General features: G+C 69.0%; 24 protein-coding genes and 1 pseudogene. 15 read left to right on the forward strand and 10 right to left on the reverse strand.

Going from position 1 to position 26,344, the window contains the following annotated elements:
- Nucleotides 1-66: 66 nt before the first annotated feature.
- Nucleotides 67-1,683 (forward strand): chaperonin GroEL, encoded by a 1,617-nt coding sequence (gene groL, locus AB5J62_RS02715; protein ID WP_370946491.1) that lies wholly within the window; start codon nt 67-69, stop codon nt 1,681-1,683.
- A 61-nt stretch (nt 1,684-1,744) separates the two neighbouring features.
- Here groL and AB5J62_RS02720 read toward each other — a convergent pair whose 3' ends face one another.
- Nucleotides 1,745-2,482, reverse strand: a complete 738-nt coding sequence (locus AB5J62_RS02720) for an SDR family NAD(P)-dependent oxidoreductase (protein WP_370946492.1) — start codon at nt 2,480-2,482, stop codon at nt 1,745-1,747.
- A gap of 96 nt (nt 2,483-2,578) precedes the next feature.
- Between AB5J62_RS02720 and AB5J62_RS02725 the strand changes: the two genes are divergently transcribed.
- Nucleotides 2,579-3,172 carry a TetR/AcrR family transcriptional regulator gene (locus AB5J62_RS02725; protein ID WP_370946493.1) on the forward strand — a complete coding sequence of 198 codons (594 nt, stop codon included), beginning with the start codon at nt 2,579-2,581 and terminating at the stop codon, nt 3,170-3,172.
- 53 nt (nt 3,173-3,225) lie between these two features.
- Here AB5J62_RS02725 and AB5J62_RS02730 read toward each other — a convergent pair whose 3' ends face one another.
- The gene (locus tag AB5J62_RS02730) at nt 3,226-3,528 is read right to left on the reverse strand and encodes a WhiB family transcriptional regulator (protein ID WP_091293750.1); all 303 of its coding nucleotides are present in this window, start codon (nt 3,526-3,528) and stop codon (nt 3,226-3,228) included.
- Between the two features lie 153 nt (nt 3,529-3,681).
- On the opposite strand from AB5J62_RS02730, the gene AB5J62_RS02735 reads away from it, so the two are divergent.
- The 5 genes from AB5J62_RS02735 to AB5J62_RS02755 all read left to right on the forward strand — a co-directional run bounded on the left by AB5J62_RS02735 (nt 3,682) and on the right by AB5J62_RS02755 (nt 8,141).
- Entirely contained in the window at nt 3,682-4,674 is a 993-nt protein-coding gene (locus AB5J62_RS02735; RefSeq protein ID WP_370946494.1) for a MerR family transcriptional regulator, read from the forward strand.
- Nucleotides 4,675-4,683: 9 nt separating this feature from the next.
- Nucleotides 4,684-5,514 (forward strand): hypothetical protein, encoded by an 831-nt coding sequence (locus AB5J62_RS02740; protein WP_370946495.1) that lies wholly within the window; start codon nt 4,684-4,686, stop codon nt 5,512-5,514.
- Nucleotides 5,515-5,655: 141 nt separating this feature from the next.
- Nucleotides 5,656-6,252, forward strand: coding sequence for a response regulator transcription factor (locus AB5J62_RS02745; protein ID WP_003073605.1), 597 nt, complete (start codon nt 5,656-5,658; stop codon nt 6,250-6,252).
- A gap of 376 nt (nt 6,253-6,628) precedes the next feature.
- Nucleotides 6,629-7,201 carry a sigma-70 family RNA polymerase sigma factor gene (locus tag AB5J62_RS02750; RefSeq protein WP_370946496.1) on the forward strand — a complete coding sequence of 191 codons (573 nt, stop codon included), beginning with the start codon at nt 6,629-6,631 and terminating at the stop codon, nt 7,199-7,201.
- A 1-nt stretch (nt 7,202) separates the two neighbouring features.
- Entirely contained in the window at nt 7,203-8,141 is a 939-nt protein-coding gene (locus AB5J62_RS02755; protein WP_370946497.1) for an anti-sigma-D factor RsdA, read from the forward strand.
- A gap of 76 nt (nt 8,142-8,217) precedes the next feature.
- Here the strand turns inward: AB5J62_RS02755 and AB5J62_RS02760 are convergent, their stop codons facing one another.
- Nucleotides 8,218-8,613 (reverse strand): DUF5319 domain-containing protein, encoded by a 396-nt coding sequence (locus tag AB5J62_RS02760; RefSeq protein WP_370946498.1) that lies wholly within the window; start codon nt 8,611-8,613, stop codon nt 8,218-8,220.
- A 105-nt stretch (nt 8,614-8,718) separates the two neighbouring features.
- On the opposite strand from AB5J62_RS02760, the gene guaB reads away from it, so the two are divergent.
- On the forward strand, nt 8,719-10,227 hold the full coding sequence (gene guaB / locus AB5J62_RS02765; protein ID WP_370946499.1) for an IMP dehydrogenase: 1,509 nt from the start codon (nt 8,719-8,721) through the stop codon (nt 10,225-10,227).
- Nucleotides 10,228-10,303: 76 nt separating this feature from the next.
- The gene (locus AB5J62_RS02770) at nt 10,304-10,762 is read left to right on the forward strand and encodes a DUF3574 domain-containing protein (RefSeq protein ID WP_370946500.1); all 459 of its coding nucleotides are present in this window, start codon (nt 10,304-10,306) and stop codon (nt 10,760-10,762) included.
- Between the two features lie 3 nt (nt 10,763-10,765).
- Here AB5J62_RS02770 and AB5J62_RS02775 read toward each other — a convergent pair whose 3' ends face one another.
- Nucleotides 10,766-11,020 (reverse strand): hypothetical protein, encoded by a 255-nt coding sequence (locus AB5J62_RS02775; protein ID WP_370946501.1) that lies wholly within the window; start codon nt 11,018-11,020, stop codon nt 10,766-10,768.
- 6 nt (nt 11,021-11,026) lie between these two features.
- Nucleotides 11,027-11,353, reverse strand: a complete 327-nt coding sequence (locus AB5J62_RS02780) for a DUF6247 family protein (RefSeq protein ID WP_370946502.1) — start codon at nt 11,351-11,353, stop codon at nt 11,027-11,029.
- Between the two features lie 110 nt (nt 11,354-11,463).
- Here AB5J62_RS02780 and AB5J62_RS02785 point away from each other — a divergent pair, with 110 nt between their 5' ends.
- On the forward strand, nt 11,464-12,597 hold the full coding sequence (locus AB5J62_RS02785; RefSeq protein WP_370946503.1) for a GuaB3 family IMP dehydrogenase-related protein: 1,134 nt from the start codon (nt 11,464-11,466) through the stop codon (nt 12,595-12,597).
- 18 nt (nt 12,598-12,615) lie between these two features.
- Here the strand turns inward: AB5J62_RS02785 and AB5J62_RS02790 are convergent, their stop codons facing one another.
- Entirely contained in the window at nt 12,616-13,185 is a 570-nt protein-coding gene (locus AB5J62_RS02790; RefSeq protein ID WP_370946504.1) for a DinB family protein, read from the reverse strand.
- Between the two features lie 74 nt (nt 13,186-13,259).
- On the opposite strand from AB5J62_RS02790, the gene AB5J62_RS02795 reads away from it, so the two are divergent.
- Nucleotides 13,260-14,945, forward strand: coding sequence for an FAD-dependent oxidoreductase (locus AB5J62_RS02795; RefSeq protein ID WP_370946505.1), 1,686 nt, complete (start codon nt 13,260-13,262; stop codon nt 14,943-14,945).
- On the opposite strand, the gene AB5J62_RS02800 is transcribed toward AB5J62_RS02795, so the two are convergent.
- Nucleotides 14,942-16,819, reverse strand: coding sequence for a Calx-beta domain-containing protein (locus AB5J62_RS02800; protein ID WP_370946506.1), 1,878 nt, complete (start codon nt 16,817-16,819; stop codon nt 14,942-14,944). The two genes, AB5J62_RS02795 and AB5J62_RS02800, sit on opposite strands and share 4 nt — an antisense overlap.
- 155 nt (nt 16,820-16,974) lie before the next feature.
- On the opposite strand from AB5J62_RS02800, the gene AB5J62_RS02805 reads away from it, so the two are divergent.
- Entirely contained in the window at nt 16,975-17,682 is a 708-nt protein-coding gene (locus AB5J62_RS02805) for a flavodoxin family protein (RefSeq protein ID WP_370946507.1), read from the forward strand.
- 52 nt (nt 17,683-17,734) lie between these two features.
- Complete coding sequence (locus tag AB5J62_RS02810) at nt 17,735-19,201, forward strand: FAD-binding oxidoreductase (protein WP_370946508.1); 1,467 nt, start codon at nt 17,735-17,737, stop codon at nt 19,199-19,201.
- Here AB5J62_RS02810 and AB5J62_RS02815 read toward each other — a convergent pair.
- The gene (locus AB5J62_RS02815) at nt 19,198-20,643 is read right to left on the reverse strand and encodes an aldehyde dehydrogenase family protein (protein WP_370946509.1); all 1,446 of its coding nucleotides are present in this window, start codon (nt 20,641-20,643) and stop codon (nt 19,198-19,200) included. The two genes, AB5J62_RS02810 and AB5J62_RS02815, sit on opposite strands and share 4 nt — an antisense overlap.
- 702 nt (nt 20,644-21,345) lie before the next feature.
- Nucleotides 21,346-22,380 (reverse strand): zinc-dependent alcohol dehydrogenase family protein, encoded by a 1,035-nt coding sequence (locus AB5J62_RS02820; protein WP_370946510.1) that lies wholly within the window; start codon nt 22,378-22,380, stop codon nt 21,346-21,348.
- Nucleotides 22,381-22,795: 415 nt separating this feature from the next.
- On the opposite strand from AB5J62_RS02820, the pseudogene AB5J62_RS02825 reads away from it, so the two are divergent.
- Nucleotides 22,796-24,029, forward strand: a pseudogene (locus AB5J62_RS02825) (IS110 family transposase).
- Between the two features lie 129 nt (nt 24,030-24,158).
- Here AB5J62_RS02825 and AB5J62_RS02830 read toward each other — a convergent pair.
- Complete coding sequence (locus AB5J62_RS02830; RefSeq protein ID WP_370946511.1) at nt 24,159-24,662, reverse strand: DinB family protein; 504 nt, start codon at nt 24,660-24,662, stop codon at nt 24,159-24,161.
- Nucleotides 24,663-24,747: 85 nt separating this feature from the next.
- Between AB5J62_RS02830 and guaA the strand changes: the two genes are divergently transcribed.
- A complete protein-coding gene (guaA, locus tag AB5J62_RS02835; protein WP_370946512.1) occupies nt 24,748-26,304 on the forward strand; it encodes a glutamine-hydrolyzing GMP synthase in 1,557 nt (518 codons plus the stop codon).
- Nucleotides 26,305-26,344: the final 40 nt, after the last annotated feature.

Here is a 26,344-nt window from a genome sequence, read left to right on the forward strand (position 1 = left end):
GCATAACGCCCCGGGCCCCGCTTAACCGGGGTGCGGGGCGTTTGTGCTTTCCAAGAAAGGTCAAAAGTGGCTAAGCAGATCAGTTTCGACGAGGACGCTCGTCGCGCGCTGGAGCGCGGGGTGAACAAGCTCGCCGACGCGGTCAAGGTCACCCTCGGTCCGCGCGGTCGCCACGTGGTGCTGGACAAGAAGTTCGGTGGCCCCACCATCACCCTCGACGGTGTCACGGTCGCCCGTGAGATCGACCTCGAGGACCCGTTCGAAAACCTGGGCGCGCAGCTCGCCAAGAGCGTCGCGACCAAGACCAACGACGTCGCCGGTGACGGCACCACCACGGCCACCGTGCTGGCGCAGTCACTGGTGAAGGTCGGCCTGCGCAACGTCGCGGCCGGCGCGAACCCGACCTCGATCGGCCGTGGCATCGAAGCCGCCGCGGCGAAGGTCGTCGAGGTGCTCAAGGCCAAGGCCACCCCGGTCAAGGGCCGCGACAACATCGCCCAGGTCGGCACCGTCACCTCGCGTGACGCGGCCATCGGCGCGCTGCTCGGCGAGGCTGTCGAGCGGGTCGGCGAAGACGGCGTGATCACCATCGAGGAGTCGTCGACGCTGGCGACCGAGCTCGTGATCACCGAGGGCGTGCAGTTCGACAAGGGTTTCCTGTCGGCGCACTTCGCGACCAACCCCGAGGAGCAGAAGGCGATCCTCGAGGACGCCGTCATCCTGCTGCACCGCGAGAAGATCTCGGCGCTGGCCGACCTGCTCCCGGTGCTGGAGAAGGTCGTCGAGGCCAAGAAGCCGCTGCTGATCATCGCCGAGGACGTCGACGGCGAGGCGCTGTCCACCCTCGTGGTGAACTCGCTGCGCAAGACGATCGTCGCGGTCGCCGTCAAGGCGCCGTTCTTCGGTGACCGTCGCAAGGCGTTCCTGGACGACCTCGCGGTCGTCACCGGCGGCCGGGTCATCTCGACCGAGATCGGCGAGAAGCTGGCCGACACCCCGCTGTCCGCGCTGGGCACCGCGCGTCGCATCGTCATCACCAAGGACGAGACGACCATCGTCGACGGCGGTGGAACCAAGGCCGACGCCGACGCCCGCATCGCGCAGATCCGCAAGGAGATCGAGAACACCGACTCCGACTGGGACCGCGAGAAGCTGCAGGAGCGGCTGGCGAAGCTCGGCGGCGGCGTCGCGGTCATCCGCGTCGGCGCGGCGACCGAGACCGAGCTGAACGAGCGCAAGCACCGCATCGAGGACGCCGTGGCTTCGACCAAGGCGGCCGTCGAAGAGGGCATCGTCCCCGGCGGTGGCTCGGCGCTGGTGCACGCGGTCAAGGAGCTCGACGGCGACCTCGGCCTGACCGGCGACGAGGCGACCGGTGTCCGCATCGTGCGTGACGCGCTGACCGCGCCGCTGTTCTGGATCGCGACCAACGCGGGCCACGAAGGCGCCGTCATCGTCAACAAGGTCAAGGAGCAGGGCTGGGGGCACGGCTTCAACGCCGCCACCGGTGAGCTCGTCGACCTGCTGGCGGCAGGCATCGTCGACCCGGTGAAGGTCACCCGCTCCGCGGTGTCCAACGCCTCGTCCATCGCCCGGCTGGTGCTGACGACGGAGTCCTCCATCGTCGAGAAGCCCGTCGAGGACGCGGGCGCCGGTGGCCACGGCCACGGGCACGCCCACTAGGTAATACGCGATAAAGCCCGCTTTACTCCCCGGAGTAAAGCGGGCTTTATCGCGTTCGTGGTCAGGCGTTCTGGCCGCCGTCGATGGTGATCGTGGTGCCCGAGACGTGGCGGCCGCCGGGGCCCGCGAGGTGCGCGACCGTCGCCGCGATGTCATCCGCGGCGCCGTAGTGGCCCAACGCGCTCAGCGCGCGCTGGTCGTCGGCGTGCGGGCTCGACGCCGGGTTCATGTCGGTGTCCGTCGAACCCGGCTGGACCAGCACCGCGGTGATGCCGCGCGACCCCAGGTCGCGAGCGAGGCCCCGGGTCAGGCCGTTCAGCGCCGCCTTGCTCGCCGAGTACAACGTCAACCCCGGCCGGGCGACGCGGTCGGCCAGGTTGCTGCCGATCGAGATGATCCGGCTCCCGTCCGGCATGTGCGGCAACGCGGCCTGCGTGCCCACCAAAACCGCGCGCACGTGGATCGCCAGCACCCGGTCGATCTCCTCGACCGTGATCTCCTCGAGCGGGCCGGCGCTGAAGATGCCGGCGTTGTGCACGACGACGTCCAGCTTCCCCAAAGCGGCTGCCGCCGCGTCGACCGCGGTGCGCACCGAGCGTGGGTCCGCGCTGTCGGCCTGGAACGCGAAAGCCTTGCGCCCCAACGCTTCTACCCGGCCGACGACCTCGGCGGCCGCGTCGGCGCCGGACACGTAGGTCAGCGCGACGTCGGCGCCTTCCGAGGCGAGCCGGACCGCGATCGCCGCGCCGATGCCGCGGCTGCCACCCGTCACGAACGCGGTCTTTCCTTCGAGCTGCATTGCGCCCCCTGAATTCTGTAGTGGTCACTACAGAATTACCGGCGAGGTAGCATCGGGGTCAAGCCATTCTGTGTCGATCGCTAAAGAAAGTTGCCCATGTCACGAGGACGCCCCAGGGCCTTCGACCGCGAGGCCGCGTTGAAAGCGGCCATGCACGTCTTCTGGGAGCGCGGCTACGAAGGCACCTCGATCACCGAGCTGACCGAGGCGATGGGCATCAATTCGCCCAGTCTGTACGCCGCGTTCGGCGGCAAGGAGGCACTCTTTCGTGAGGCCGTGCGGCTGTACGGGACCACTGCGGGTAGCCGTACCGAACGGGCGCTGGTCGACCAGCCGACCGCGCGGGCGTCGATCGAGGCGATGCTGCGTGACAACATCCACGAATACCGCGCCGATGATCACCCGAGCGGGTGCATGGTCATCCTGTCCGCGACGAACTACACCGCGGCCAGCAAGCCGGTGCACGACCACCTGGCCGACCTCAGGCGGGACACGGCGAACGAGATCCGCAAGCGCGTCGCGCGCGGAGTCGACGACGGCGAGCTGCCGCCGGGCACCGACGCGGCCGCGCTGGGCTCCTTCTACAGCGTGGTGCTCAACGGCCTGTCCATACTCGCCCGCGACGGCGCGAGCTTCGACGAGCTGTCCGGAGTGGTCGACACGGCCATGGCCAACTGGCCCCGGACATGACTGAAGGGTGACACCCCCGCAGGTGTCACCCTTCAGTACTGGACGTCGGCCCGTCAGCCGCCGGCCATGCTCAATGCCCGTTTGTCCTGCTTGATGATGTTCTCCCGCTCGGACTCCGACAACCCGCCCCAGATCCCGTAGGGCTCGTGGACCGCCAGCGCGTGCTTCCGGCACATCTCCAGTACCGGGCAAGCGAGACAGACCGCTTTCGCTCTGGCTTCCCGCCTGGCCCTCGCCGGTCCGCGCTCGCCGTCCGGGTGGAAGAAGGACGCGCTGTCCATCCCCCGGCACGAGCCCTCCAGCTGCCAGTCCCATATATCGGCGTTGGGACCAGGGAGCCTGCGCGTGTCTGCCATCTTGACCGCCTCCGTCGGCTCTGCTACTCCATTCGGTGCAACGGCCGTAACGTTAGAAGCGCGCCAATACTTGTTCAAGAGCTGTCGCCCGATTGTGAGCGGCGGGGATGGCTCCGGTTGCCGCCTGTGCACATCGCCTGGATATTGGGACGGGTGGGATCCGGGTCGAACTCTGATGAACCCACCCTGCCGGTCGCCTCGGTCGCGCGCCGGCTCGGGGTCGCCCCGTCCACCCTCCGAACTTGGGACCGCCGCTACGGAGTAGGCCCCAGCAGGCACACCGACGGCCGTCATCGGCGCTACGGCACCTCCGACATCGGCAGGCTCGAACTCATGCAGCGCGCGCTGCTCCGCGGCGCCTCGACGGCCGAAGCGGCGCGGTACGCGCTCGAACAGATGCCGAAGTCCGTTCTCACCCGAACGGATCAGCCGATGCCCTCGCCGGGCACCGCGCTGAAGATCGAGACGCCCGAAGGCGCCGTCGTGCTGCCCGCCGAGGACGGCGACGAGCGCGACGGCCCGTCCAGGCTCGCGCGCAGGCTGAGCACCGCCGCGCTGGCCATGGACGTCGGCGCGGTGCAGCGCATGCTCGCCGAGACGATCGCCGAACTCGGCGTGCTCGCCGCGTGGGAAGGCGTGGTCGAACCCGTGCTGAGCGCGCTCGGCGCGCGCTGGCGCGGCGCGTCCGGCGGCGCGGGCGCCGAAGTCGAATACCTGCTCGCCGAATGCGTCTACGCCGCGCTCGTGCGCGCCACCCCGGTGCTCGCCGCGCCGCGCAACCATCGCCCGGTGCTGCTCACCTGCGTGCCGGACGAGCGCGACACCATGCCGATGTACGCGCTCGCCGCGTGCCTCGCCGCGCGCACACTCGGCGCCCAGCTCTTCGGCGTGCCGCTGCCCGCCGAAGTGCTCGCGGTCGCCGTGCGCCGCAGCTCGCCCGCCGCCGTCGTGCTGTGGGCGCAGCGCAAGGGCATCGCGGACCCCAGACTGTTCGCCCGCATCTCGCGCGGCGGCTCACGCGGCAGGCTGTTCGCGGCCGGTCCCGGCTGGGACCGCGCGTCGCTGCCAGGCAACGTCGAGCACCTCGACGACGTCGCGGCCGCCGCCGACCGCGTCGAATACGTTCTTGTCGGTACCGGGCGCTAGAAAGAACGGGTGCCAGACCTGAGAACGGCCGCGTTCGGCGACGCGCCCGCAGTCGACCTGCCGCCGCCCGGGACTCCGCGCGAGCGGCTCCTCACCGCGATCGTGCTCGGTGCCCGCGGCCGGTACGCCGCCGCCGCGACGCTGCTGTCCTCGCTCCAGCGCGCCGAGGATCCCGTGATCGCGTCGCTGGCGATGAGCACGCTCGCGTCGCATCGGCGCCAGCTCGGCGGTCACGACGTCGCGCGCGGTCTCGACGGGGCGGCCTTCGGGCTGGCCATGAGAGCCGCTGAGGGCTCGGAAGACCCGGATGGACTGGACGCCGCCGGCGCGCGGGCGGACGCGTTGCTGGGGCTCGCCGCGGACAATCTGGGCGCCGGTCGGCTGACCGCCGCTCGGCGGTCGCTCGACCGGGCGCTGAAGGTCCCGACCGGGTGGCGCGGCCGCGTCCGCGCGGAGTGGGTCACCGCGGAGCTGGCACTCGCGTCAGGGCGGCCGGATGACGCGATCGAACCCGCCGAAAGAGCCATCGTCATGTCCGCCGAACGGCGATCGCGGAGACACTTTGTCAAGTCGAGGCTTGTGTTGGCCGCTACGCTGTCCGCTGGCGATTCGACGGGGAGGGAACGCGCGAATGAACTGGTCACCGCCGCCTTGAGCGATGCGGAAGAAAGCGAATTACATTCACTTATTTGGCCCGCCTGTCTGATCGCGGCGGGCATCGAGGGGCAACTTCGCGAGAAGTATCGATTCAGGAGCACACAGGTGTTGCACGCAGTGTTACTGCGCGCAGATCCTGTCGGTAGACGGATCGCGAGGCAATCGCCGTGGGTGCCGGTCTGACCCCCGTTGGCCCTGATGGAGGGCTCATTCCGGCATCCGGGCTAAGAAACTTTCAAAAAAGCCACCGGATCGTGTCAAGGTCAGGGCTAAAGCGTCCGATAGGGGATATGGAATGTCACCCGGCTGCAGGAAGGAAACCCCGTGACGACGGTCTTGATCTGCGACGACCGACGCAGTGTCCGCGAAGGGCTAACTCGCGTGATGTCTGCTGTTCCAGGGGTCAGTCGCATCGACTGCGTAGCGCACGGTGACGAGCTGCTGGCCAGGTATTCCCGTCAGCCGGTCGATGTCGTGCTGGTCGGGACGCAACGTGCGGTGCCGACCGGGGTCGAGGCCACCAGGCGCCTCGTCTCCGCGAACCCCCAAGCGAACGTGATCGTGTTCGGCGCGCCCGACGACGCGGGCAGCATCGCCGCCGCGATCGCCGGCGGCGCCCGTGGCTACCTCCGCTGGGACGCGTCCCGGCCGGAACTGGTCGCGGCGCTGGCGCACACACTGGCGAGCACCTCGGTGCCCGCGCCCCGGCAGCCCTCCGACCCCGGCGTCCAGCTCACCGAGCGGGAACTCCAGGTGCTGCGAGGGATGAGCCAGGGCAAGAGCAACGGCCAGATCGGCCGTGAGCTCTACCTCTCGGAAGACACCGTGAAGACGCACGCCCGCCGCTTGTTCCGCAAGCTGGGTGTCCGTGACCGCGCTCAGGCCGTCGCGCACGGCTTCCGTCGCGGTCTCGTTTCTTGAGTTCTGCCGAGTAAGTACTTCAGCGCTGTCTGCAGTACCCGGGTGACAGACCGCGGGCCAGGGGAGTCGACCTTGGCCCGCGTTGTGTTTTAGGTCACATCCGGCCGGATTTCTCGACCTGACGGGTATCCGCGGTCACTCGACCGGCCTCTTCCGCCCGAGCGGCGTACCCCCTTTTCTCGCTGCTCGTTGAAACTGCGGAGATCGAGCGAGAGGCTGTCATGTCCGCCCGCTGAGGGCGGGCGCGCCGGTGAGGACCGTTGGACGAGGTCGCCGGCGGGAGGAAGGTACGGTTACCACCACCGGTGTGGGTTGGTTCTTCGCCGACACCGGACTATTTGCACGCCTACACGTAACGCTGGGACTGTTGTCTGCGATGGCCAATGTGGGGGATGGACTGGATGAGCCGGTCGCCGCTGCTGTCGAGGGTGATCCCCAGGCAGTGGAGCGGCTGCTGGCGTCTATCCGTCCTCTCGTAGTGCGGTACTGCCGCGCGCGAGTTGGCAGGCAGGAGCGTTCGTTCGCTTCGGCAGACGACGTTGCCCAGGAGGTGTGTCTCGCGGTGCTCACGGCATTGCCCTCGTATCGTGACCAAGGCCGCCCATTCCTGGCGTTCGTCTATGGCATCGCCCAGCACAAGGTCGCGGACGCGCATCGCGCCGCGGCCCGTAACAGGGCGGAGCCCGTCGCCGAAGTACCCGACGAGATCGAGAACGGTGTCGGGCCCGAGCAGCGCGCACTCCAAGGCGAGCTGAACGAGCGGATGTCGACACTGCTCCGAGTGTTGCCGGACAAGCAACGGGAGATCGTGGTGCTGCGGGTCGTGGTCGGGCTGTCCGCCGAAGAGACCGCCGACGCCGTGGGCTCGACGCCCGGCGCCGTCCGCGTCGCCCAGCACCGTGCCCTCGCGCGGCTGCGCAAGGTACTGGCCGCCGAGGAGGTGATCTGAAGTGACAGATCGCGAAAACCGCCACGACTGGCAAGGCTCCGAGTTCGACTTGCCGCCGTTCCCGCTGGGGATGACGGCGTCCGAAGCCGAGTTCGCCGCCGATCTGTCGGCGGTGCAAGCCGACGACGCACTGCTCGACGCGCTGGGCGGCTCCGATCCCAAGGTCGCCGACGGTCTAGGTGACCAAGAACTCAACGCGCTGCTGCTCGCGTGGCGTCGTGACATCGACAGCGAACCGCTCGCGGACCTCGTCGACACCGAAACCGCGATCACCACCGTCAAGACCGCGGCGCTGGCCAAGAAGTACGGGCAGCGCGGCGCGAGACGCCGGACGCTCGTCCCGGTGGCCGCCGCGGCCGCCGTGCTCGCCATCCTGTTCACCGGCACCGGGCTCGCCGCCAAGGACGCCCGCCCCGGCGACACCCTCTGGGGACTGACCAAGGTCCTGTACGCGGACCACGCGCGGTCGGTCGAGGCCGCCGCCGCGGCCAGGCTCGACCTCGAGCGGGCCAACCTCGCGCTCGCCGGCGGCAGGCTCGACGACGCCCGCAAGGCGCTCGACGACGCTCAGGCCGCGTTGCGCCAGGTCTCGCCGGACGACAACCTCGACCAGCTCATGGAGCAGCACCGCCAGCTGAGCGCTCAGCTGGCCAACCCGACCGGCGCCAACCCCCCGCCTGCCACCACGACCTCCGGCTCCGGTTCGCCCAGCTCGGTCCCGTCGATCCCGCAGTCGCCGACCACGTCCGCGATCCCGCCCGGCACCGGCGGCGGCACCACGAAGCCGACGCCGACCCCCACGTCCAGCCCGAGCCCGACCCCGTCGCCGACCACCTCGCCGACGCCGTCCGCCACGGGGAACGTGCCGGACACGGGCCCGCGCTACGAGGTGCCCGACTCCTCGGACACCACCACCAGCGCGTCTTCCACCACGCCGTAGTAACTCACCTTCAGAACGACAATGGCCCCCAGCGCCTAGGGCGCGAGGGGCCATTGGTTTTTCGCCGGTGAAAAACTCAGTAGGCGCTTTCGTTCGCGGTCACGCCGTCGGCGAAGCCCCGGCAGTAGTCCCAGCTCACGTAGTCGCCGGGGTTCGGGTCGAACGCGGGCTCGTGCGGGCGCATGCGCCCGTCGTGGAGCAGCTGCTCCAGGCTGGCGCGTAGCAGGTGCCAGTCGTGGTAGTGAGGTTCGTCGCAGTCGCCGCAGTCCACGACGATCCCGCGCACGCCACGGGGCTCCAATAGCGCCTGATAGACGGCCAGGTCCGACAGATCCGCGAGCAGCTCGGTGCGCTCGTCGGGGCTGATCGGCTCTTCCAGCTGGTCTTCGGCGTCGGTGAACGCTTTGGCCGGGTCGTTCGGGTCATCCTCGAACGGGTCTGGGGGCAACGCATCGTGCGGCACGACCTGCACGCTACCGGGCGGCCACCCGGCCGGGGCATGCGCCCGGCCCGGATATCATCGAGGGAAGCCACCGCGCTGTGTCCCACCTCCGCCAAGGAAGGCCCCACACCTGTCATGACCAGCGAGAGCATTGCAGCCGCCCCGAGCAAGTTCGCGATGCTCGGCCTCACCTTCGACGATGTACTGCTGCTCCCCGCCGAATCCGACGTCGTGCCCAGCGGGGTCGACACCAGCACCCGGCTGTCCAGGAACGTGACGCTGCGGATCCCGCTCGTCTCGGCCGCCATGGACACCGTCACCGAAGCCAGGATGGCCATCGCCATGGCCCGCCAGGGCGGCATGGGCGTGCTCCAGCGCAACCTGCCGATCGACGTGCAGGCCACCGCCGTCGAGATCGTCAAGCGGTCCGAAGCCGGCATGGTGACCGACCCGGTCACCTGCTCCCCGGAGGACACCCTCGCCGAGGTCGACGCGCTGTGCGCCCGGTTCCGCATCTCCGGTGTCCCGGTGACGGACGCGGCGGGCACCCTGGTGGGCATCATCACCAACCGCGACATGCGGTTCGAGGTCGACCACAGCCGCCCGGTCAGCGAGGTGATGACCAAGCTGCCGCTGATCACCGCGCAGGTCGGCGTCACCGCGGACGCGGCGCTCGGCCTGCTGCGCCGCCACAAGATCGAGAAGCTCCCGATCGTCGACGGCGCGGGCAAGCTGCGCGGCCTGATCACGGTCAAGGACTTCGTCAAGACCGAGCAGTACCCCCACGCGACCAAGGACCCCGACGGCCGCCTGGTCGTCGGCGCGGCGGTCGGCGTCGGCACCGACGGCCACCAGCGCGCGATGGCGCTGGCGGACGCGGGCGTCGACGTGCTGATGGTCGACACCGCGCACGGCCACTCCCGCGCGGTCATCGAGACCGTCTCGCTGCTCAAGAAGGAACTGGGCGACACCGTCGACGTCGTCGGCGGCAACGTCGCGACCCGCGCGGGCGCGCAGGCGCTGGTCGACGCGGGCGCGGACGGCGTCAAGGTCGGCGTCGGCCCCGGCTCGATCTGCACCACGCGGATCGTGGCGGGCGTGGGCGTGCCGCAGATCTCGGCGATCTACGAGGCCGACCTCGCGTGCCGCCCGGCGGGCATCCCGGTCATCGGCGACGGTGGCATCCAGTACTCCGGTGACATCGCCAAGGCCATCGCGGCCGGCGCGTCGACGGTCATGCTCGGCAGCCTGCTCGCGGGCACCGCCGAGTCGCCCGGCGCGCTGATCCTGGTCAACGGCAAGCAGTTCAAGACCTACCGCGGCATGGGCTCGCTCGGCGCGATGCAGTCACGCGGCGAGGCCAAGTCCTATTCCAAGGACCGCTACGCCCAGGACGACGTGCTCTCCGAGGACAAGCTGGTCCCCGAAGGCATCGAAGGCCGAATCCCGTTCCGCGGCCCGCTCGCCAACGTCGTGCACCAGCTCATCGGCGGCCTGCGCTCCGGCATGGGCTACGCGGGCGCCAACTCGATCGCCGAGCTGCAGGAGGCCCAGCTGGTCCGCATCACCGCGGCCGGTCTCAAGGAAAGCCACCCGCACGACATCACCATGACGGTCGAGGCGCCGAACTACACGTCCCGTTAGTCCGCCCCTTAGGGCACTGTGAACGCCCTCCAGATCCTGAAGGCTTGTCCTGACCGGATCTTGGAGGGCGTTTCGCATGGCATTTCCCCGACGGACACTGGTGACCGTGGTCGCGGCCGCCACCTTGGCACTCGGCGGCAGCGCGGCCGCGACGGCAGGCGCAGGCGACCCCGTGACGGCCGACGCGAACGCGGCCACCTCCTCGCCGGGCGAGGTCTGGAAGAAGACCACGCTCTACTTCGGCACCGGCAAGCCGGACGGCTCCGAGGTCACCCCCGCCGAGTTCCAGGTGTTCTCGGACAAGGAGATCACCGGCGCGTTCCCCGACGGCTTCACCCGGCTGGCGGCCGACGGCCAGTTCAAAGGCGCGAACGGCGAGATCGTGCGTGAGCACTCGTACCTGGTGATCCTGCTGTACCCGCTGAACGACCGGAAAGCCAACCGTGAGATCGAGGACATCCGGGCGGACTACAAGAAGGAGTTCCAGCAGGAGTCCGTCCTGCGCACCGACACGGTCGAAAAGGTCTCCTTTTAGCGCTCAGGGCAGCCACAGCACGTCGAGGACGTCGACGCGTCGCTGCTCGTCGAGCACCAGGTAGGTGATGATCCCCACGCCGTCACCGAACAGCAGCTGGCGAAGCGCTCCGTCGGGCTTCGCGTCGACGTAGGGCCTGCCGTTCCACGGTGCCAGTTCCACCACGGCGATGGCTTCGGCGAGCAGCGGCAACGCGTGCTGGGGCAGCGCGCGGATCTGATCGACGGCCTGGGAATCGACCTCGATGTGAAAAGCCATGTGGCGCTAGAGCCCCAGCTCTGCCTTGAGGCTGCTCCATGACCGGCTGTCCGCGGGCGGTTCGCCGGTGCGGCGGCCGCGTTCGGCCTGCTGGAGCAGGCGCCGATGTCCGGCGGGGTCGGCTTGGGTCATGCGTGCGATCGTCCGCCAGTTTTCGAGCGTGGCCTCGAGTTGCTCGAGGCTCAGCGTCTCCGCGGCCGTCTTGAGTGCCCCTTGGTAAGCGAGATCGAACTCGCCCACCTCTTCCGGGAGCAGCGCGGCGCGGATCGCGCGCGGCGAGTCGAACCGCGGCGAATTCGGCTGCTGCGGTGGCTGCGCGGCTGCTGCGGTCATACCCACACGATAGTCCTCTGTTCGCCGAATAAGCGCCCCCGTGCGTCGGCAACCCACACGGACTAGCGACAATGTGGGTGACAGCTGTTGGCGGCGAGGAGGGACTTCACGTGCGGGATCTGGTCGAGATCGGCATGGGGCGCACCGCACGGCGGGCGTATGACCTCGATGACGTGGAGATCGTGCCCTCGCGGCGCACCAGGTCTTCGGCCGTGGTGTCCACCGCGTGGAAGATCGACGCGTACAACTTCGAGCTGCCGCTGGTCACCCACCCGACGGACGCGATCGTCTCGCCGGGCACCGCGGTCGCCGTCGGCGAGCTGGGCGGGCTCGGCGTGATCAACGCCGAAGGCCTGTGGGCGCGCCACGCGAACGTCGAGGACGCGATGTTCCGACTGGTCAGGGCGGCCGAGGACCTCGACGACCCGACCGCGCTCGTGCGGGTGCTGCAGGAGCTGCACGCCGCGCCGATCCGGCTCGACCTGATCGCCGAGGCCATCAAGACCATCCGCGAGTCGGGCGTGACGGTCGCCGCGCGGGTGAGCCCGCAGCACGCCGCCGAACTCACCCCCGACCTGCTCAAGGCCGGTGTCGAGATCCTCGTCGTGCAGGGCACCATCGTCTCCGCCGAGCACGTGCAGCGCGACGCCGAGCCGCTGAACCTCAAGGAGTTCATCGGCCGCCTCGACGTCCCGGTGATCGCGGGCGGCGTCGGCGACTACCGCACGGCCATGCACCTCATGCGCACCGGCGCGGCGGGCGTCATCGTCGGCCACGGCTACACGCCCGGCGTCACCAGCACCGACCGCGTGCTCGGCATCGGCGTCCCGATGGCGACCGCGATCATCGACGCCGCCGCCGCGCGCCGTGACTACCTCGACGAGACCGGTGGCCGCTACGTCCACGTGCTCGCCGACGGCGGCATGAGCGTCTCCGGTGACATCGCGAAGGCCATCGCCTGCGGCGCCGACGCGGTCATGCTCGGCGCGCCGCTCGCCGCCGCCTCCGACGCGCCCGGCCAGGGTCTCTACTGGACCGCGGCCGCCGCGCACCCGTCGCTCCCGCGCTCGCGCGTGGCCGCCGGGCCCGACTACGCGGTCGACCTCAAGACCCTGCTCTTCGGCCCGTCCTCCGACGCCGAGGGCGTGGTCAACCTGTTCGGCGCCCTGCGCCGCGCGATGGCCAAGACCGGCTACTCCGACCTCAAGGAGTTCCAGCGCGTGGGCCTGACCGTCCGCCGCTGACCCCACCCAGGGTTCGGGCTATCGGCGGGTGCTCAGGGCCGCCTGTTCGATCTTGGCCCGCCGGTCGGCCCAGTAGGCCGCGTCCTGGTTTGGCCGGGTGTACGTGGCGATCGCGCCGTCGAGGTGCTCGCGCAGGATGTCGGCGTGCCCGGCGTGCCGGTTGGTCTCCGTGAGGATGTGGACCATGACGTTGAACAGCAGCACGTCGGGGCGGGGCCACCAGGGCACGTGGCCGGGCGCGTCGATGGCGAGCGCGGTGATCGTCGCGTCGGAGTGCGCGCAGACGCGCTGGTAGCGGCCGGTGATGCCCTCGCGCGTCTCGTCCGAGGTCGCCCACATGTCGGTGCCGCGCTGTTCGAGGTCGTCCCAGCGAGGGAATGGCTCGGGGAACGGCCTGCCGAAGACCTCCCCGAAGTACCGGGCCTCCGACAGGGTCAGGTGCTTGATGAGCCCGAGCAGGTTGGTGCCGGTCGCGGTCAGCGGGCGGCGGATGTCGTACTCGGACAGCCCGTCGAGCTTCCGGAGCATGGCTTCCCGGATCTCTCGGAGGTCATCGTGCAGGTACTCCTTCGCGAAATCATCGATCATGACTACCAGCATGCAGGTGACCCGTGGGTAACTTACCTCTGGTCAGTTAGCGTGGGCGGAGTTACAGTCGAGGTGTGACTGCTGGTAACACCACCACCGAAGAAGATTTCGACGTCATCGTCGTGGGCTCCGGCTTCGGCGGGAGCGTCGCCGCGCTCAGGCTGACTGAGAAGGGCTACCGGGTCGCCGTCATCGAGGCCGGGCGCCGGTTCGCCGACGACGAGTTCGCCAAGACCTCGTGGGACCTCAAGCGCTACCTGTGGGCCCCGCGGCTCGGCTGCTACGGGATCCAGCGCATCCACATGCTCAAGGACGTCATGGTGCTGGCGGGCGCCGGCGTCGGCGGCGGTTCGCTGGTGTACGCGAACACGCTGTATCGGCCGCTCAAGCCGTTCTACAACGACCGCCAGTGGTCGCACATCACCGACTGGGAGTCCGAGCTCGCGCCGCACTACGACCAGGCGAGCCGCATGCTCGGCGTGGTCACCAACCCGACGATCACGCCGTCCGACGAGGTCATGCGTGACGTCGCCAAGGACATGGGCGTCGCGGAGTCGTTCCACCCGACGCCGGTCGGCGTCTACTTCGGAAAGCCGGGTGAGAACGCCAAGGACCCGTTCTTCGGCGGCGCCGGGCCGGAGCGCACCGGCTGCACCGAATGCGGCGCCTGCATGACCGGCTGCCGCGTCGGCGCCAAGAACACGCTGGTCAAGAACTACCTCTACCTGGCAGAACGCGCGGGCGCGCAGGTCATCCCGCTCACCACGGTCACCTCGATCCGGCCCAAGGGCGACGGCTTCGAGGTCGACCTCCGCCGCACCGGCAAGCGCGCCAAGCGCACGCTCACCGCCGGCCAGGTCGTGCTCGCGGCAGGCACCTGGGGCACGCAGAACCTGCTGCACAAGATGAAGGACACCGGCACGCTGCCGCACCTGTCAGGCAGGCTTGGCGAGCTCACCCGCACCAACTCCGAGGCCATCATCGGCGCCGCGCGCACCGGCGTCGACGAGAACCGGAACTTCAGCAAGGGCGTCGCGATCACGTCGTCGATCCATCCCGACGAGCAGACGCACATCGAGCCCGTCCGCTATGGCAAGGGCAGCAACGCGATGAGCCTGCTGCAGACCATCGCCACCGACGGCGCCGCGAAGAAACCGCGCTGGCGGCAGGCGGTCGAGTTCATGGTCAAGCATCCGGTCCAGACGGCGAAGCTGCTCAACGGCTACCGCTGGAGCGAGCGGACCGTGATCCTGCTGGTGATGCAGAGCCTCGACAACTCGATCACCACCTACACCAAGCGCGGCCTCTTCGGCCGCCGCAAGTACACGTCCAAGCAAGGGCACGGCGAGCCGAACCCGAGCTTCATCCCGGCCGGTCACGAGGCGAACGTCCTTACCGCGCAACGTATCGGCGGCATGCCCGGTGGCACGTGGGGCGAGATCTTCGACATCCCGCTGACCGCGCACTTCATCGGCGGCGCCCCGATCGGCACCGACGCGGCGAGTGGCGTGATCGACCCGTACCACCGGGTATTCGGCTACCCCGGACTGTCCGTTGTGGACGGCGCGGCGATCACCGCGAACCTGGGCGTCAACCCGTCGCTGACCATCACGGCGCAGGCGGAACGCGCGTTTTCCTTCTGGCCCAACAAAGGTGAGACGGACGCACGGCCGACGCAAGGTCAGTCGTACGCCCGTCTCTCGCCGATCGCGCCCAAGAACCCGGCGGTGCCGTCAGACGCTCCGGCGGCCCTTCGTTAGCGCTGGCAGGGGTTCCCGCCCGAGTGCGCGGTGGTGCCGTGCACGTCGGCCTGCGACTCCGCCAGCACGATGCTGGCCAGCACCGTCTCCAGTGCCACGGCCTGCTGCTTCACGACACCGTTGGACACCGTGGTGTTGTTCAGCTTCAGCGAGCCGATGACCAGCGGGATCGTCAGCGGCGCCGAGCCGACGGTGATCGACTCGCCGTTGATCTTCAGCGACGCGATGTTCGAGCTGCCCGCGAGTGCTGGCGCGAGCCCGCCGGGTCCCGCCGTGCAGGTGGCGCTGGCCTGCGACTGGATCACGCCGAGCTCGATGGTCAGCCCGAGCGTGCTGATCACCGTCTTGTCGATCTTGGCCTTCGCCACCGCGCGGTCACCGGCGGCCGGGGCCGTCGACTGGTCGTCCGGGGTGAGGTCGGTCGACGCGGTGAGCGCCTTGGTCTGGACCTTGATCACGCCGGCGTTCAGCGTCGCGTCGAGCACGGTCGCGCTGTCGTCTGCGCAGGGCAGGTTGGCCGGGTTCGCCTGGGCCGCCTTGATGCCGATGACGTTCGCCGCGGTCGCGGTGCACGAGAAGGTGCCGTTGCGATCGTCGTCGATGATCGTGCCGACACCGGTCGCGTCGACCAGCCCGGCGCCGCTCGGCGCGGACAGGTTCACCGTGAACGTCTCGTTCGGCTCGTCGACGGCGTCCGGATTGACCAGCACGGTCACCGGCTTGCTCGTCTGGCCCGGCGCGAACGTGACGGTTCCGCTGGCCGCCGTGTAGTCGGCGGGCGCGGTGGCCGTGCCGTTCGCGGTCGCGTAGTTCACCGTGACCGGGTTCGGGCTGACGCCGCCGAGCAGTGAGACGGTGAACGTGGCCGGGACGAGCGCGCCGCCGGTCCCTTCGTTGACGGTCACGTCGTTGATGCTCAGACCGAGCACCCGCACGGTGGTGTTCTCGACAAAGCCGCGTGACATGCCGTCGACCAGGTAGTCGACCGTGCAGTGATAGGTGCCGGGCGCGGCGTTGGCGGCCGCGGTGATGTTCTCGGTGAAGGTCGCGACGCCGCCACTGGCCACCTTGACACTGGCCGGGCTGTTCGCCACGGAAAGCTGCGGGTCGCAGGCGGTGACCGTCGGCGTCACCGTGACCTCGATGGACTTGATGCCGTCGACGATGACCTGCGCGACCTCGTCGGCGGGCACGTTGTTGAACAGCACGCCGCCGGTCGCCTGGGTGATCGCGGTGGCCTGCCCGGTCTCGTCGAGCGCACCGACGTTCACGGCGACCACCCGGATCTTCGCGGCCTTGAGCGCGTCGATGGTCTGAGCGAGGTTGTGCCCTCCGCTCGGGTCATGCGACGGCGCGTCGCCGAACCACGCGACGATGCGCGTGCCGTCCGGGCGGAACGAGACCGCGCCCGTGGCCAGGTTGAACAGGGCGTTCAGGTTCGCTTCGGGGGTGTCGTCACCGCCGTCCGCCGCCCACTGGCCGATACCGGCCTGCACGGCGCCGGTGTCGGCGGTGATGCCCTGGTTGACCTTGAACGGCACCGAGTCGGAGAAGTCCTTGTACTCGGCGACACCGAACTGCGCGGTCGGCTGCGCCTCGAGCACAGTGCTGGTGATGCGGTTCGCGTTGGCGCGCACGTCGGCGATGGCGTCGCCCATGCTGCCGGTGGTGTCCGCGAGCAGCACGAGATCCGGGTTGGGCGGGACGGGGGAGGTGGTCACCCGCTTGGTGATGGTGGTGCTCTGGCCCGGCGAAAGCGTGAGATCCACAGTGGACGGATCGACGCCAGGTGGTGCGGCGGCCGCGACGCCTGCCGGCGCGAGGAGCGTCGCGACCGCGGTTAGCGCGATGAAGGCGGAGGATCTTCGGAACATGGGACCCCTCTCAGAGAAAACTGATCAACTCGAAAGAGCCGGGGGTCACGAACTGAGTACACAAGACACTCGAATGGCTGCGGGTAATTCCATCGTCCGACTTTCGTAAGGCTTCGCGGGTGTACCGGTGATCGGTGAAGTGGTGTGCTGGTGTGATGACTTACGACTTCACCGGCCTGCGCGCGGTCTTCGTCAACGCCACGCTCAAACGATCACCGGACCCCAGCAACACCGACGGATTGATCGAGGTCAGCAAGGCCATCATGGAGAAACACGGGGTCGGCGTCACCGTGCTGCGGGCGGCCGACCACGACATCGCGACCGGTGTCTGGCCGGACATGACCGAACACGGCGCGGCGACGGACGAATGGCCTTCGCTGTATTCCCGGATCATGGACGCGCAGATACTCGTGTTGTGCGGGCCTATTTGGCTCGGCGACAACAGTTCGGTGATGAAACGCGTCATCGAGCGGCTTTACGCGTGTTCGTCGTTGCTGAACGACGACGGCCAGTACGCGTTCTACGGCCGGGTCGGCGGCTGCCTCATCACGGGCAACGAGGACGGCGTCAAGCACTGCGCGATGAACGTGCTCTACAGCCTGCAGCACCTCGGCTACACGATCCCGCCGCAGGCCGACGCGGGCTGGATCGGCGAGGCGGGCCCCGGGCCGTCCTATTTGGACCCCGGCTCCGGCGGGCCGGAGAACGACTTCACGAACCGCAACACCACGTTCATGACGTGGAACCTGCTGCACATGGCCGCGATGCTCAAGGCGGCAGGCGGCATCCCGGCGCACGGCAATCAGCGCGCCGCCTGGGACGCGGGCTGCCGCTTCGACTTCGAGAACCCCGAGTACCGATGACCGGTCGGGTGACGCCACGCAACCTTTCCGGCAGCCGGTACGTCTTGGGCGTATGAGCTTGGACAGAAGGTCGTTCCTGCGGGTCGTGGGGGTGTCGGCGGCGGGGGCCGTCGCAGCGGCCTGCAGCACGCCGGAGTCCGGGCCCGCGGCGCCGACGTCAGGGGTGACGACGGCGCCGAGCAGCAGCAAGGTCGTTCCGGCCGGGCCGCCCGACTGGGCGGCGTTGAAGGGGCGGTTGTCCGGAGGGTTGGTGTTACCTGGCGAATCGGGGTTCGACCAGGTGAAACGGGGATTCAACACGCTGTACGACGGGCGAAAGCCCGCCGCCGTCGCCCAGTGCTCCACACCGGACGACGTGCGGGCCTGTGTCGAGGCGGCGGCCGGTCGGGTGCCGGTCGCCGCACGCGGCGGCGGGCACAGCTACGCGGGGTATTCGACGCCGGACGGGGGTCTGGTCGTCGATCTGGCGAAGATGTCGCAAGTGGACGTTCAGGGTGACCGGGTGGTCATCGGGGCGGGGGCGAAGCTCAAGGACGTCTACGCGACGTTGGGGAAAGCGGGCCGGTGCCTGCCTGCCGGGTCGTGTCCGAGTGTGGGGATCTCGGGGCTGACGCTCGGCGGCGGCATCGGCGTGCTGACCAGGAAATATGGGCTGACCTGCGACCATCTCGTGTCGGCGCAGGTCGTCACGGCCGACGGGCAGCTGCGGACGGCGAGCGCCGAATCGGAGCCGGACCTGTTCTGGGCGCTGCGGGGCGGCGGTGGTGGCAACTTCGGGATCGTCACCTCGTTCACCTTCAGCACCGACCCGGCGCCCGACGTGACGGTCTTCTCGGTGCACTTCCCCGACGGCACCGCCGGTGTCGTGCTCGGGCCGTGGCAGGAGTGGATCGCGGACGCGCCGCCGGAGCTGTGGTCGAACTTCGTGCTCGGCGGCGGGTCCAAGGTCCGCGTCGGCGGCACGTTCCTCGGCAGCACCGCTCAGCTGGGACGGCTGCTCGACGACTTCGTCGCGCAGACCGGCACGCGTCAGACGTCGCGCCTGGTGAAGCCGATGGACTACCTCGGCGCCATGAAGTACTTCTCGGGCAGCGAAAGCAGGCAGACCTTCGTCGCCGCGTCGCGCATCATCTCCGAACCGTTGGCGGAGCCCAAAAAACTGGTCGAGCTCGCCAAGTATCCGGCGATCGACCTGCTCATCGACTCGCTCGGCGGCGAGGTTTCCAAGCTCGCGCCGACCGACACCGCGTTCTGGCATCGCAACGCGCTCGCGAGCGTCCAGGTGTACTCGCAGGCCACGGCCGAGAAGCGCGAAGAAGCGACGAAGAACGTCGACACGATCGTCCAGGGGCTGGCCGGGATCGGCGCCACCGGCGCCTACGTGAACTACATCGATCCCGGCCTGCCGGACTGGATGACCGCCTACTACGGCGACAACGCACGCAAGCTGCGCGAGGTCGCGAAGAAGTACGACCCCGAAAAGGTCTTCGGCTTCGCGCAGGCGATCACGCCTGCTTAAAGGTCGATGCCGGTGAAGACCGTCACCCGCTCCTCGGTGAGGTCGTGCATCGCCGCGAGCACACCTTCACGTCCGACGCCGGAGCCTTTGACCCCGCCGTACGGCATCTGGTCGGCCCGGTACGACGGCACGTCACCGATGATGACCCCGCCGACCTCCAGCTCGGTCGACGCGTAGAACGCCAGGTGCACGTCGCGGGTGAACACCCCGGCCTGCAGCCCGTACGCGGAGTCGTTGACCGCCGCGAACGCCTCATCGACGCCGTCCACAATGGACACCGCGAGCACCGGCCCGAAGATCTCCTCCGACCACGCCTTGACCGAGGCGGGCACGTCGGTGAGCAGCGTCGGCTCGACGGTCGCGCCATCGCGCTTGCCGCCGGTGAGCACCTTCGCGCCCGCGGCGACGGCCTCGTCGACCCACTCGATGATCCGCTCGGCCGCGGCCTCGTCGACGACGGGGCCGACGTCCACAGTGGTGTCGTACGGGTCGCCGGTCTGCTGCGACTGCACGGCTTCCAGCAGCGCTGGCACGAACTCGTCGGCCACCGCGCTCTCCACGATCACCCGCTGCACCGCGATGCACGACTGCCCGGCCTGGTAGTTGCCGAAGGTCGCGATGCGATGCGCGGCGCCCTCGATGTCCGGCCAGTCACGCAGCACCACGGCCGCCGCGTTGCCGCCGAGCTCGAGCACGACATGCTTGCGCGGCGCGGCGTCCGCCAGTGACCAGCCGACCGGCCCCGACCCGGTGAACGAGACGACGGGTAGTCGAGGATCGGCGACCAGCGCGGAGGTCTCGGCATTTCCCAATGGCAGCACGGAAAACGCGCCCTCCGGCAGATCGGTGTCGGCCAGGATCTCGCCGAGTATCAACGCGGACAGCGGCGTGCGCGGCGCGGGCTTGACGATGATCGGCGCACCGACCGCCAGCGACGGCGCGACCTTGTGCGCCACCAGGTTCAGCGGAAAATTGAACGGCGCGATCCCCAGCACCGGCCCACGCGGAACCCGCCGCGTGATCGCCATCCGGCCCTCACCGGCCGGATCACTGTCGAGCCGCTGGATGTCCCCGGTGAACCGCCGCGCCTCCTCCGCCGCGATCCGGAACACCGAAACCGCCCGCCGCACCTCGGCCTCCGCCCATTTGAACGGTTTGCCGTTTTCCGCGGTGATCACCTCGGCGATCTCCTCGGACCGCGCCTGCAGCTGCCGCGAAACATGCTCCAGCGCCCCGGCCCGTTCATGCGCCGCCGACCTGCGAAATTCCTTCGCGACCGAGGCCGCCGCCGCGACCGCTCTCTCGACCTGCTCCGGCCCGGGTACCGCGACGGTCGCGACCTCGCTGCCGTCGAACGGATGGGTCACGACGATCGTGCTGGCGCCCTGCTCCGGGCGCCCGGCGATCCAGGCAGGCCGGGGTTCCGGGGTGATCATGTCCATGCGTACCAAGGTATTCCGGCCGGGTCTCGACGGTGTGAACACCCACCCGGACGGGTGCATGGCTCGTGAGTGTTGCCGACGGTTAGAACCCAATGCCGGGTAGTTAAGGATCGGGCCGGTTGGTCAAGTCAGCGCTCGGCAGGTGCCGCAGGGGCGGCTGAACGTTGTGAACGGGGCGTTCACAACGCTCAACGTTGCATACGCCCCGCTCACAACGTCCAACTCCACCAACCGTCGCGAAACCCGAGTTTGGGCCAGTGGATGGCCCAAACTCGGGTTTCACGTGCCCACGCGTCGATGTGACAACGCAAAGCCAAGCCTCAACTACCCGGCACCGGGTTATTGGGCGGAAACCCAAACGTGGCGTGATGGGCGTGAGTGCGACTTGCTGAGAATCAGCGGCCGCAGGTCTGACGGAGTTGCTTTGGGGACACCTGACGGCCCACAAGCAACTCCGTTGGCCCATGCTCGCCGACTCCTCGACCACGTCACCTCGGACCTACCGCTCAAATAGCCCACAACGATCCATTTCGCACTCAGTCAACCTGCTTGACCTTTGCAGCAGGTGGTCAGACGCAGCGAACGGAAGAATCTGGCCATACAACGTCCAGATTCTTCCGTTCGCGAAGATCAACGCGCCCGTCGGACCGCGCCACCTTTGACCTTCCGCTCATTAGAACCGTCGGCAACACTCACGACCCACTAGAACTTGATGGCGACCTTCAGGGCTTCGCGGTTCGCCATCGCCTGGTATCCGGCTGGCACGTCTTCGATGCCGATCGTCCGGTCGAACACCTTGCCCGGCTGGTACTTGCCGTCGAGCACGTCGCCCATCAGCTCGGGGATGTAGTGCCGCGCCGGCGCGACGCCGCCGGTGACCGTGATGTTGTTGCGGAAGACGTACGGGCCGATCGGGCCTTCTTCGTACTGGGGCACGCCGACGCGGCTGATCGTGCCGCCCGCGCGGACCGAGCCGACGCCCATCTCGAACGCGGGCTTGGTGCCGACGCACTCCAGGACCGCGTGGGTGCCTTGGCCGCCGGTGAGTTCGCGGACGCGGGCGATGCCTTCCTCGCCGCGCTCGGAGACGACGTCGGTCGCGCCGAACTCGCGGCCGAGGTTGGTGCGGGCCTCGTGGCGGCCCATCAGCAGGATGCGCTCGGCGCCGAGGCGTTTCGCCGCGAGTACCGCGGAGAGGCCGACCGCGCCGTCGCCGACGACGGTGACCGTGGTCCGCTCGGTGACGCCCGCCGTCACGGCCGCGTGGTGGCCGGTCGAGAAGACGTCGGAGAGGGTGAGCATCGAGGCGAGCAGGTCCTCGTCCTCGGTGTGGGGCAGCTTGACGAGCGTGCCGTCGGCCTGCGGGACGCGGACGGCTTCGCCCTGGCCGCCGTCGACGTGCTTGGCGCCCCAGAAACCGCCGTTGCGGCACGAGGTGTGCAGGCCTTCCTGGCAGAACTCGCAGGTGTTGTCGGAGTAGACGAACGGCGCGACGACGAGGTCGCCCTTCTTGACGCTGCCGACCTCGGAGCCTGCTTCCTCGACGATGCCGAGGAACTCGTGGCCGATCCGCTTGCCGCGGTCGGTGGCGGGCATGTCGGAGTACGGCCACAGGTCACTGCCGCAGATACAGGAGCGCACGACGCGCACCACGGCGTCGGTCGGGGCCTCGACCTTGGGGTCGGGCACCTCTTCGACGCGCACGTCGCCGGCACCGTAGATGACTGTCGCTCGCATGGGACTCCTAATCGTTTTGTAGGGATTGGTTTTCCAGCCGATAGCTGACGCCCGGTAGGTCCAGACGTGTGACGTCTTCAGAAAGACAGGCGCGGCTGTTGGGTTGGTTGGTGCTGGTCCGCCGGTGGGCGACGCCCGTGTTGCTCCAGTCGTTCGACGGCTTACGAAAGAACGGCGCGTCTGCCGGTGGGCTGGTGTTCGTGGTGGTGAGATGTCGTTGCTCGAGTCCGTCGCGGGAGGTGACCTCATTGATGTGTTCCCGAGCTTCGAGCTCTTCGGCAGAACGAGGTTCCCGCGGTGTGCTGGAGTCACGAACGGCTACTGAGATGACGGACCGCCGAGTCCCGCGATTAGGGCGCCGCGTGACCCTGCCTGGACCCGTGAGCAGCAGAAATAGTGAAGGAGACGTGGCAACTTGACATTGTTCTGTGGCATCGATTGGGCTGAGACCCACCACGATGTCGCGATCATCGACGACACCGGAACCGTGGTGGCGAAAGGGCGGATCGGCGACGACGCGGCCGGGTTCGCTCGTCTGCTGGACCTGTTCGCCGAGGCCGGGGACACCGCCGGGACCTCGATCCCGGTCGGCATCGAGACCGACCACGGCCTGCTCGTCGCCGCGCTGCGTGCGACCGGGCGCACCATCTACGCGATCAACCCGCTCTCGGCGTCGCGTTACCGAGCCCGGCACCAGGTGTCGGGCGCGAAATCCGACGCCGCGGACGCGGTGATGCTCGCCAACATCGTGCGCACCGACGCCGACGCGCACCGGCCGCCGCTCGGCCGACACCGACCTCGCGCAGGCGGTGCGGGTGCTGGCGCGAGCACAGCAGGACGCGGTCTGGGGCCGTCAGCAGCTGGGCAATCAGATCCGCTCGCTGCTCAAGGAATTCTACCCGGCCGCGCTCGACGCGTTCGCCGGACAGCCCGACGGCGGCTTGGCGCGCCGTGACGCCCGCACAGTCCTGGCCGCCGCACCCACACCCACGCTCGCGGCGAGACTGACCCGCGCCAGGCTGCGGACGCTGCTGACCAAAGCCGGACGCCGCCGCAACATCGATCATGACGTGGACCGGCTCTATGGCGTGTTCCGGGCAGATCGGCTGCGGCTGCCTCCGGTGGTGGAGAACGCGATGGGTATCCAGTTTTCGGCTCTGCTGAACCAATTCGAGGCCGCTTGCGTGGCCGCCGACAGCTTGGCGGAGGCGACACGGACCCATTTTGAACAGCACCCGGACGCCGAGATCATCACCAGCTTCCCCGGTCTCGGGCTGCTGGCCGGCGCCCGGGTGCTCGCCGAGATCGGAGACGACCGCGCACGCTTCACCGACCCCCGCGGCCTCAAGGCCTACGCCGGATCGGCACCGATCACCCGCGCCAGCGGCCGCAAGAAAGTGATCCAGCACCGCCACATCAAAAACCGGCGCCTGGCCGCGGTAGGACCGATCTGGGCACTCAGCTCCCTCAAAGCCAGCCCCGGAGCACGACGCCACTTCGACACCCGCCGCGCCGCCGGAGACTGGAACCACCAAGCCCAACGACACCTGTTCAACAAATTCCTCGGACAGCTCCACCACTGCCTGCAAACAGGCTGCCTCTACGACGAACATCAGGCCTTTCCACCTCCACTCACAACCGCGGCTTGACTTCCAACCACCTGAGATGTCTTTCGTGGTGGGTTCTCCCCTCAAGTGGGAGTCCTCTCCGGATGCGTTCATTCCCATGTCAGCATGTGTCTCCGCACACGAACGCGCGACCCGGGCCGAGGTTGACTGTCACCTGCGCTGGTAAAGATCGCGCAGAAGCGATATTTCGGCGCCGTGGTGGATGACCTCGCGGTGGATGTGCAAGATCAGCGCGGCCAGCGGGTAGTCCTCGAACCCTGGTTCGCCGGACGGCGCGGTCAGCGCTTCGGCGCTCAGCCCGCGCACCCCGTCCATCCACAACACGTAGGCGTCGTCGAGCTGGGTCAACGCGGTCGCGGCGTTGTCGGCGTACGGGAAGTCGTCGAAGCCGACGGCCGGTCCGCCGAAGTGCGTGTGCGTGCGCAGGCCCAGAACGCCGACGATGACGTGCGCCAGGCGCCACGCGATCGTCGTGACCGGCGCGGGCTCCGGCGGTGGCCAGGCCCAGTCGATCCGGTGGCCGCTGCGCACGGTCCAGCAATCCGGCACCGGTTCCCAGAAGTACTCGTCGTCGGTGAGCCCGGCCATCCTCGGCCGCAGCTGCGCGTTCCAATGCCAGTCGAGCTGGTCGGCCAGCTCCTTTGCCCAGTCCATGCCGTCCAATCCGGGCCGCCCCCGGCGTGGCGCGGCTCACCTGGGACGATGGACCCACAGCGTGCCGTTGTCTAGGAGGTAGTAGGTGCCCAGTCCCACCGGTCCGGTACTCGTCGTGGACTTCGGGGCGCAGTACGCCCAGCTGATCGCCAGGCGCGTGCGCGAGGCCCAGGTCTACTCCGAGGTCGTGCCGCACACCGCGAGCGTCGACGAGATCCTCGCCAAGAACCCGGCCGCCATCATTCTCTCCGGCGGGCCGTCCAGTGTGTACGAAGAAGGCGCGCCCAGCATGGACGCGGCGCTGGTCAAGGCCGGTGTGCCCGTCTTCGGCATCTGCTACGGCTTCCAGCTGCTGGCCCGCGCGCTCGGCGGCGACGTCGAAGCGACCGGCGCCCGCGAGTACGGCCGCACGCAGGTCCAGATCGCAGGCGACGGCGGCACCCTGCACCACGAGCTGCCCGGCAGCCACCCCGCCTGGATGAGCCACGGCGACAGCGTCACCAAGGCTCCCGAGGGCTACACGGTCACCGCGACCTCGGACGGCGCGCCCGTCGCGGGCTTCGAGAACCTCGAGGCGCGCATCGCCGGTGTGCAGTACCACCCCGAGGTGCACCACTCGCCGCACGGCCAGGAGGTGCTGCGCCGGTTCCTGCACGACGTGGCCGGTATCCGTCCACAGTGGACGACCTCGTCGATCGTCGAGGAGCAGGTCGCCAGGATCGCCGAGCAGGTCGGCGACGGCCGCGCGATCTGCGGGCTGTCCGGCGGCGTCGACTCCGCCGTCGCTGCCGCACTGGTCCAGCGCGCCATCGGCGACAGGCTGACCTGCGTGTTCGTCGACCACGGGCTGCTGCGGGCGGGCGAGCGCGCACAGGTCGAGCGGGACTACGTCGCCGCGACCGGCGTCAACCTGGTGACCGTCGACGCGCGTGAGCGGTTCCTCGACGCGCTGGCGGGCGTCACCGACCCCGAGACCAAGCGCAAGATCATCGGCCGCGAGTTCATCCGCGTGTTCGAGCAGGCCGAGCGGGACCTGAAGGCCGAGGGCGACTACAAGTTCCTCGTGCAGGGCACGCTGTACCCGGACGTCGTCGAGTCCGGCGGCGGCGAGGGCACCGCGAACATCAAGAGCCACCACAACGTCGGCGGCCTGCCGGACGACTTGCAGTTCGAGCTGGTCGAGCCGCTGCGGCTGCTGTTCAAGGACGAGGTGCGCCGCGTCGGCACCGAACTCGGGCTGCCTGAGGTCATCGTCCAGCGCCAGCCGTTCCCCGGCCCCGGCCTGGGCATCCGGATCATCGGCGAGGTCAACGCCGAGCGGCTGGAGACCCTGCGCGCGGCCGACGCGATCGCCCGCGAGGAGCTGACGGCCGCCGGTCTCGACGGCGAGATCTGGCAGTGCCCGGTGGTGCTGCTCGCCGACGTCCGCAGCGTCGGCGTCCAGGGCGACGGCCGCACCTACGGTCACCCGATCGTCCTGCGCCCGGTGTCCAGTGAGGACGCCATGACCGCGGACTGGACGCGCCTGCCGTACGAGGTGCTGGAGCGGATCTCGACCCGGATCACCAACGAGGTGGCCGACGTCAACCGCGTGGTGCTCGACGTGACGAGCAAGCCGCCGGGCACCATCGAGTGGGAGTAAGAAGCCAAAAGAAAGACCCCCGGGGGAAGGGATCCCCGGG

This window comes from Amycolatopsis sp. cg5 (assembly GCF_041346955.1).
Taxonomy (GTDB): domain Bacteria; phylum Actinomycetota; class Actinomycetes; order Mycobacteriales; family Pseudonocardiaceae; genus Amycolatopsis.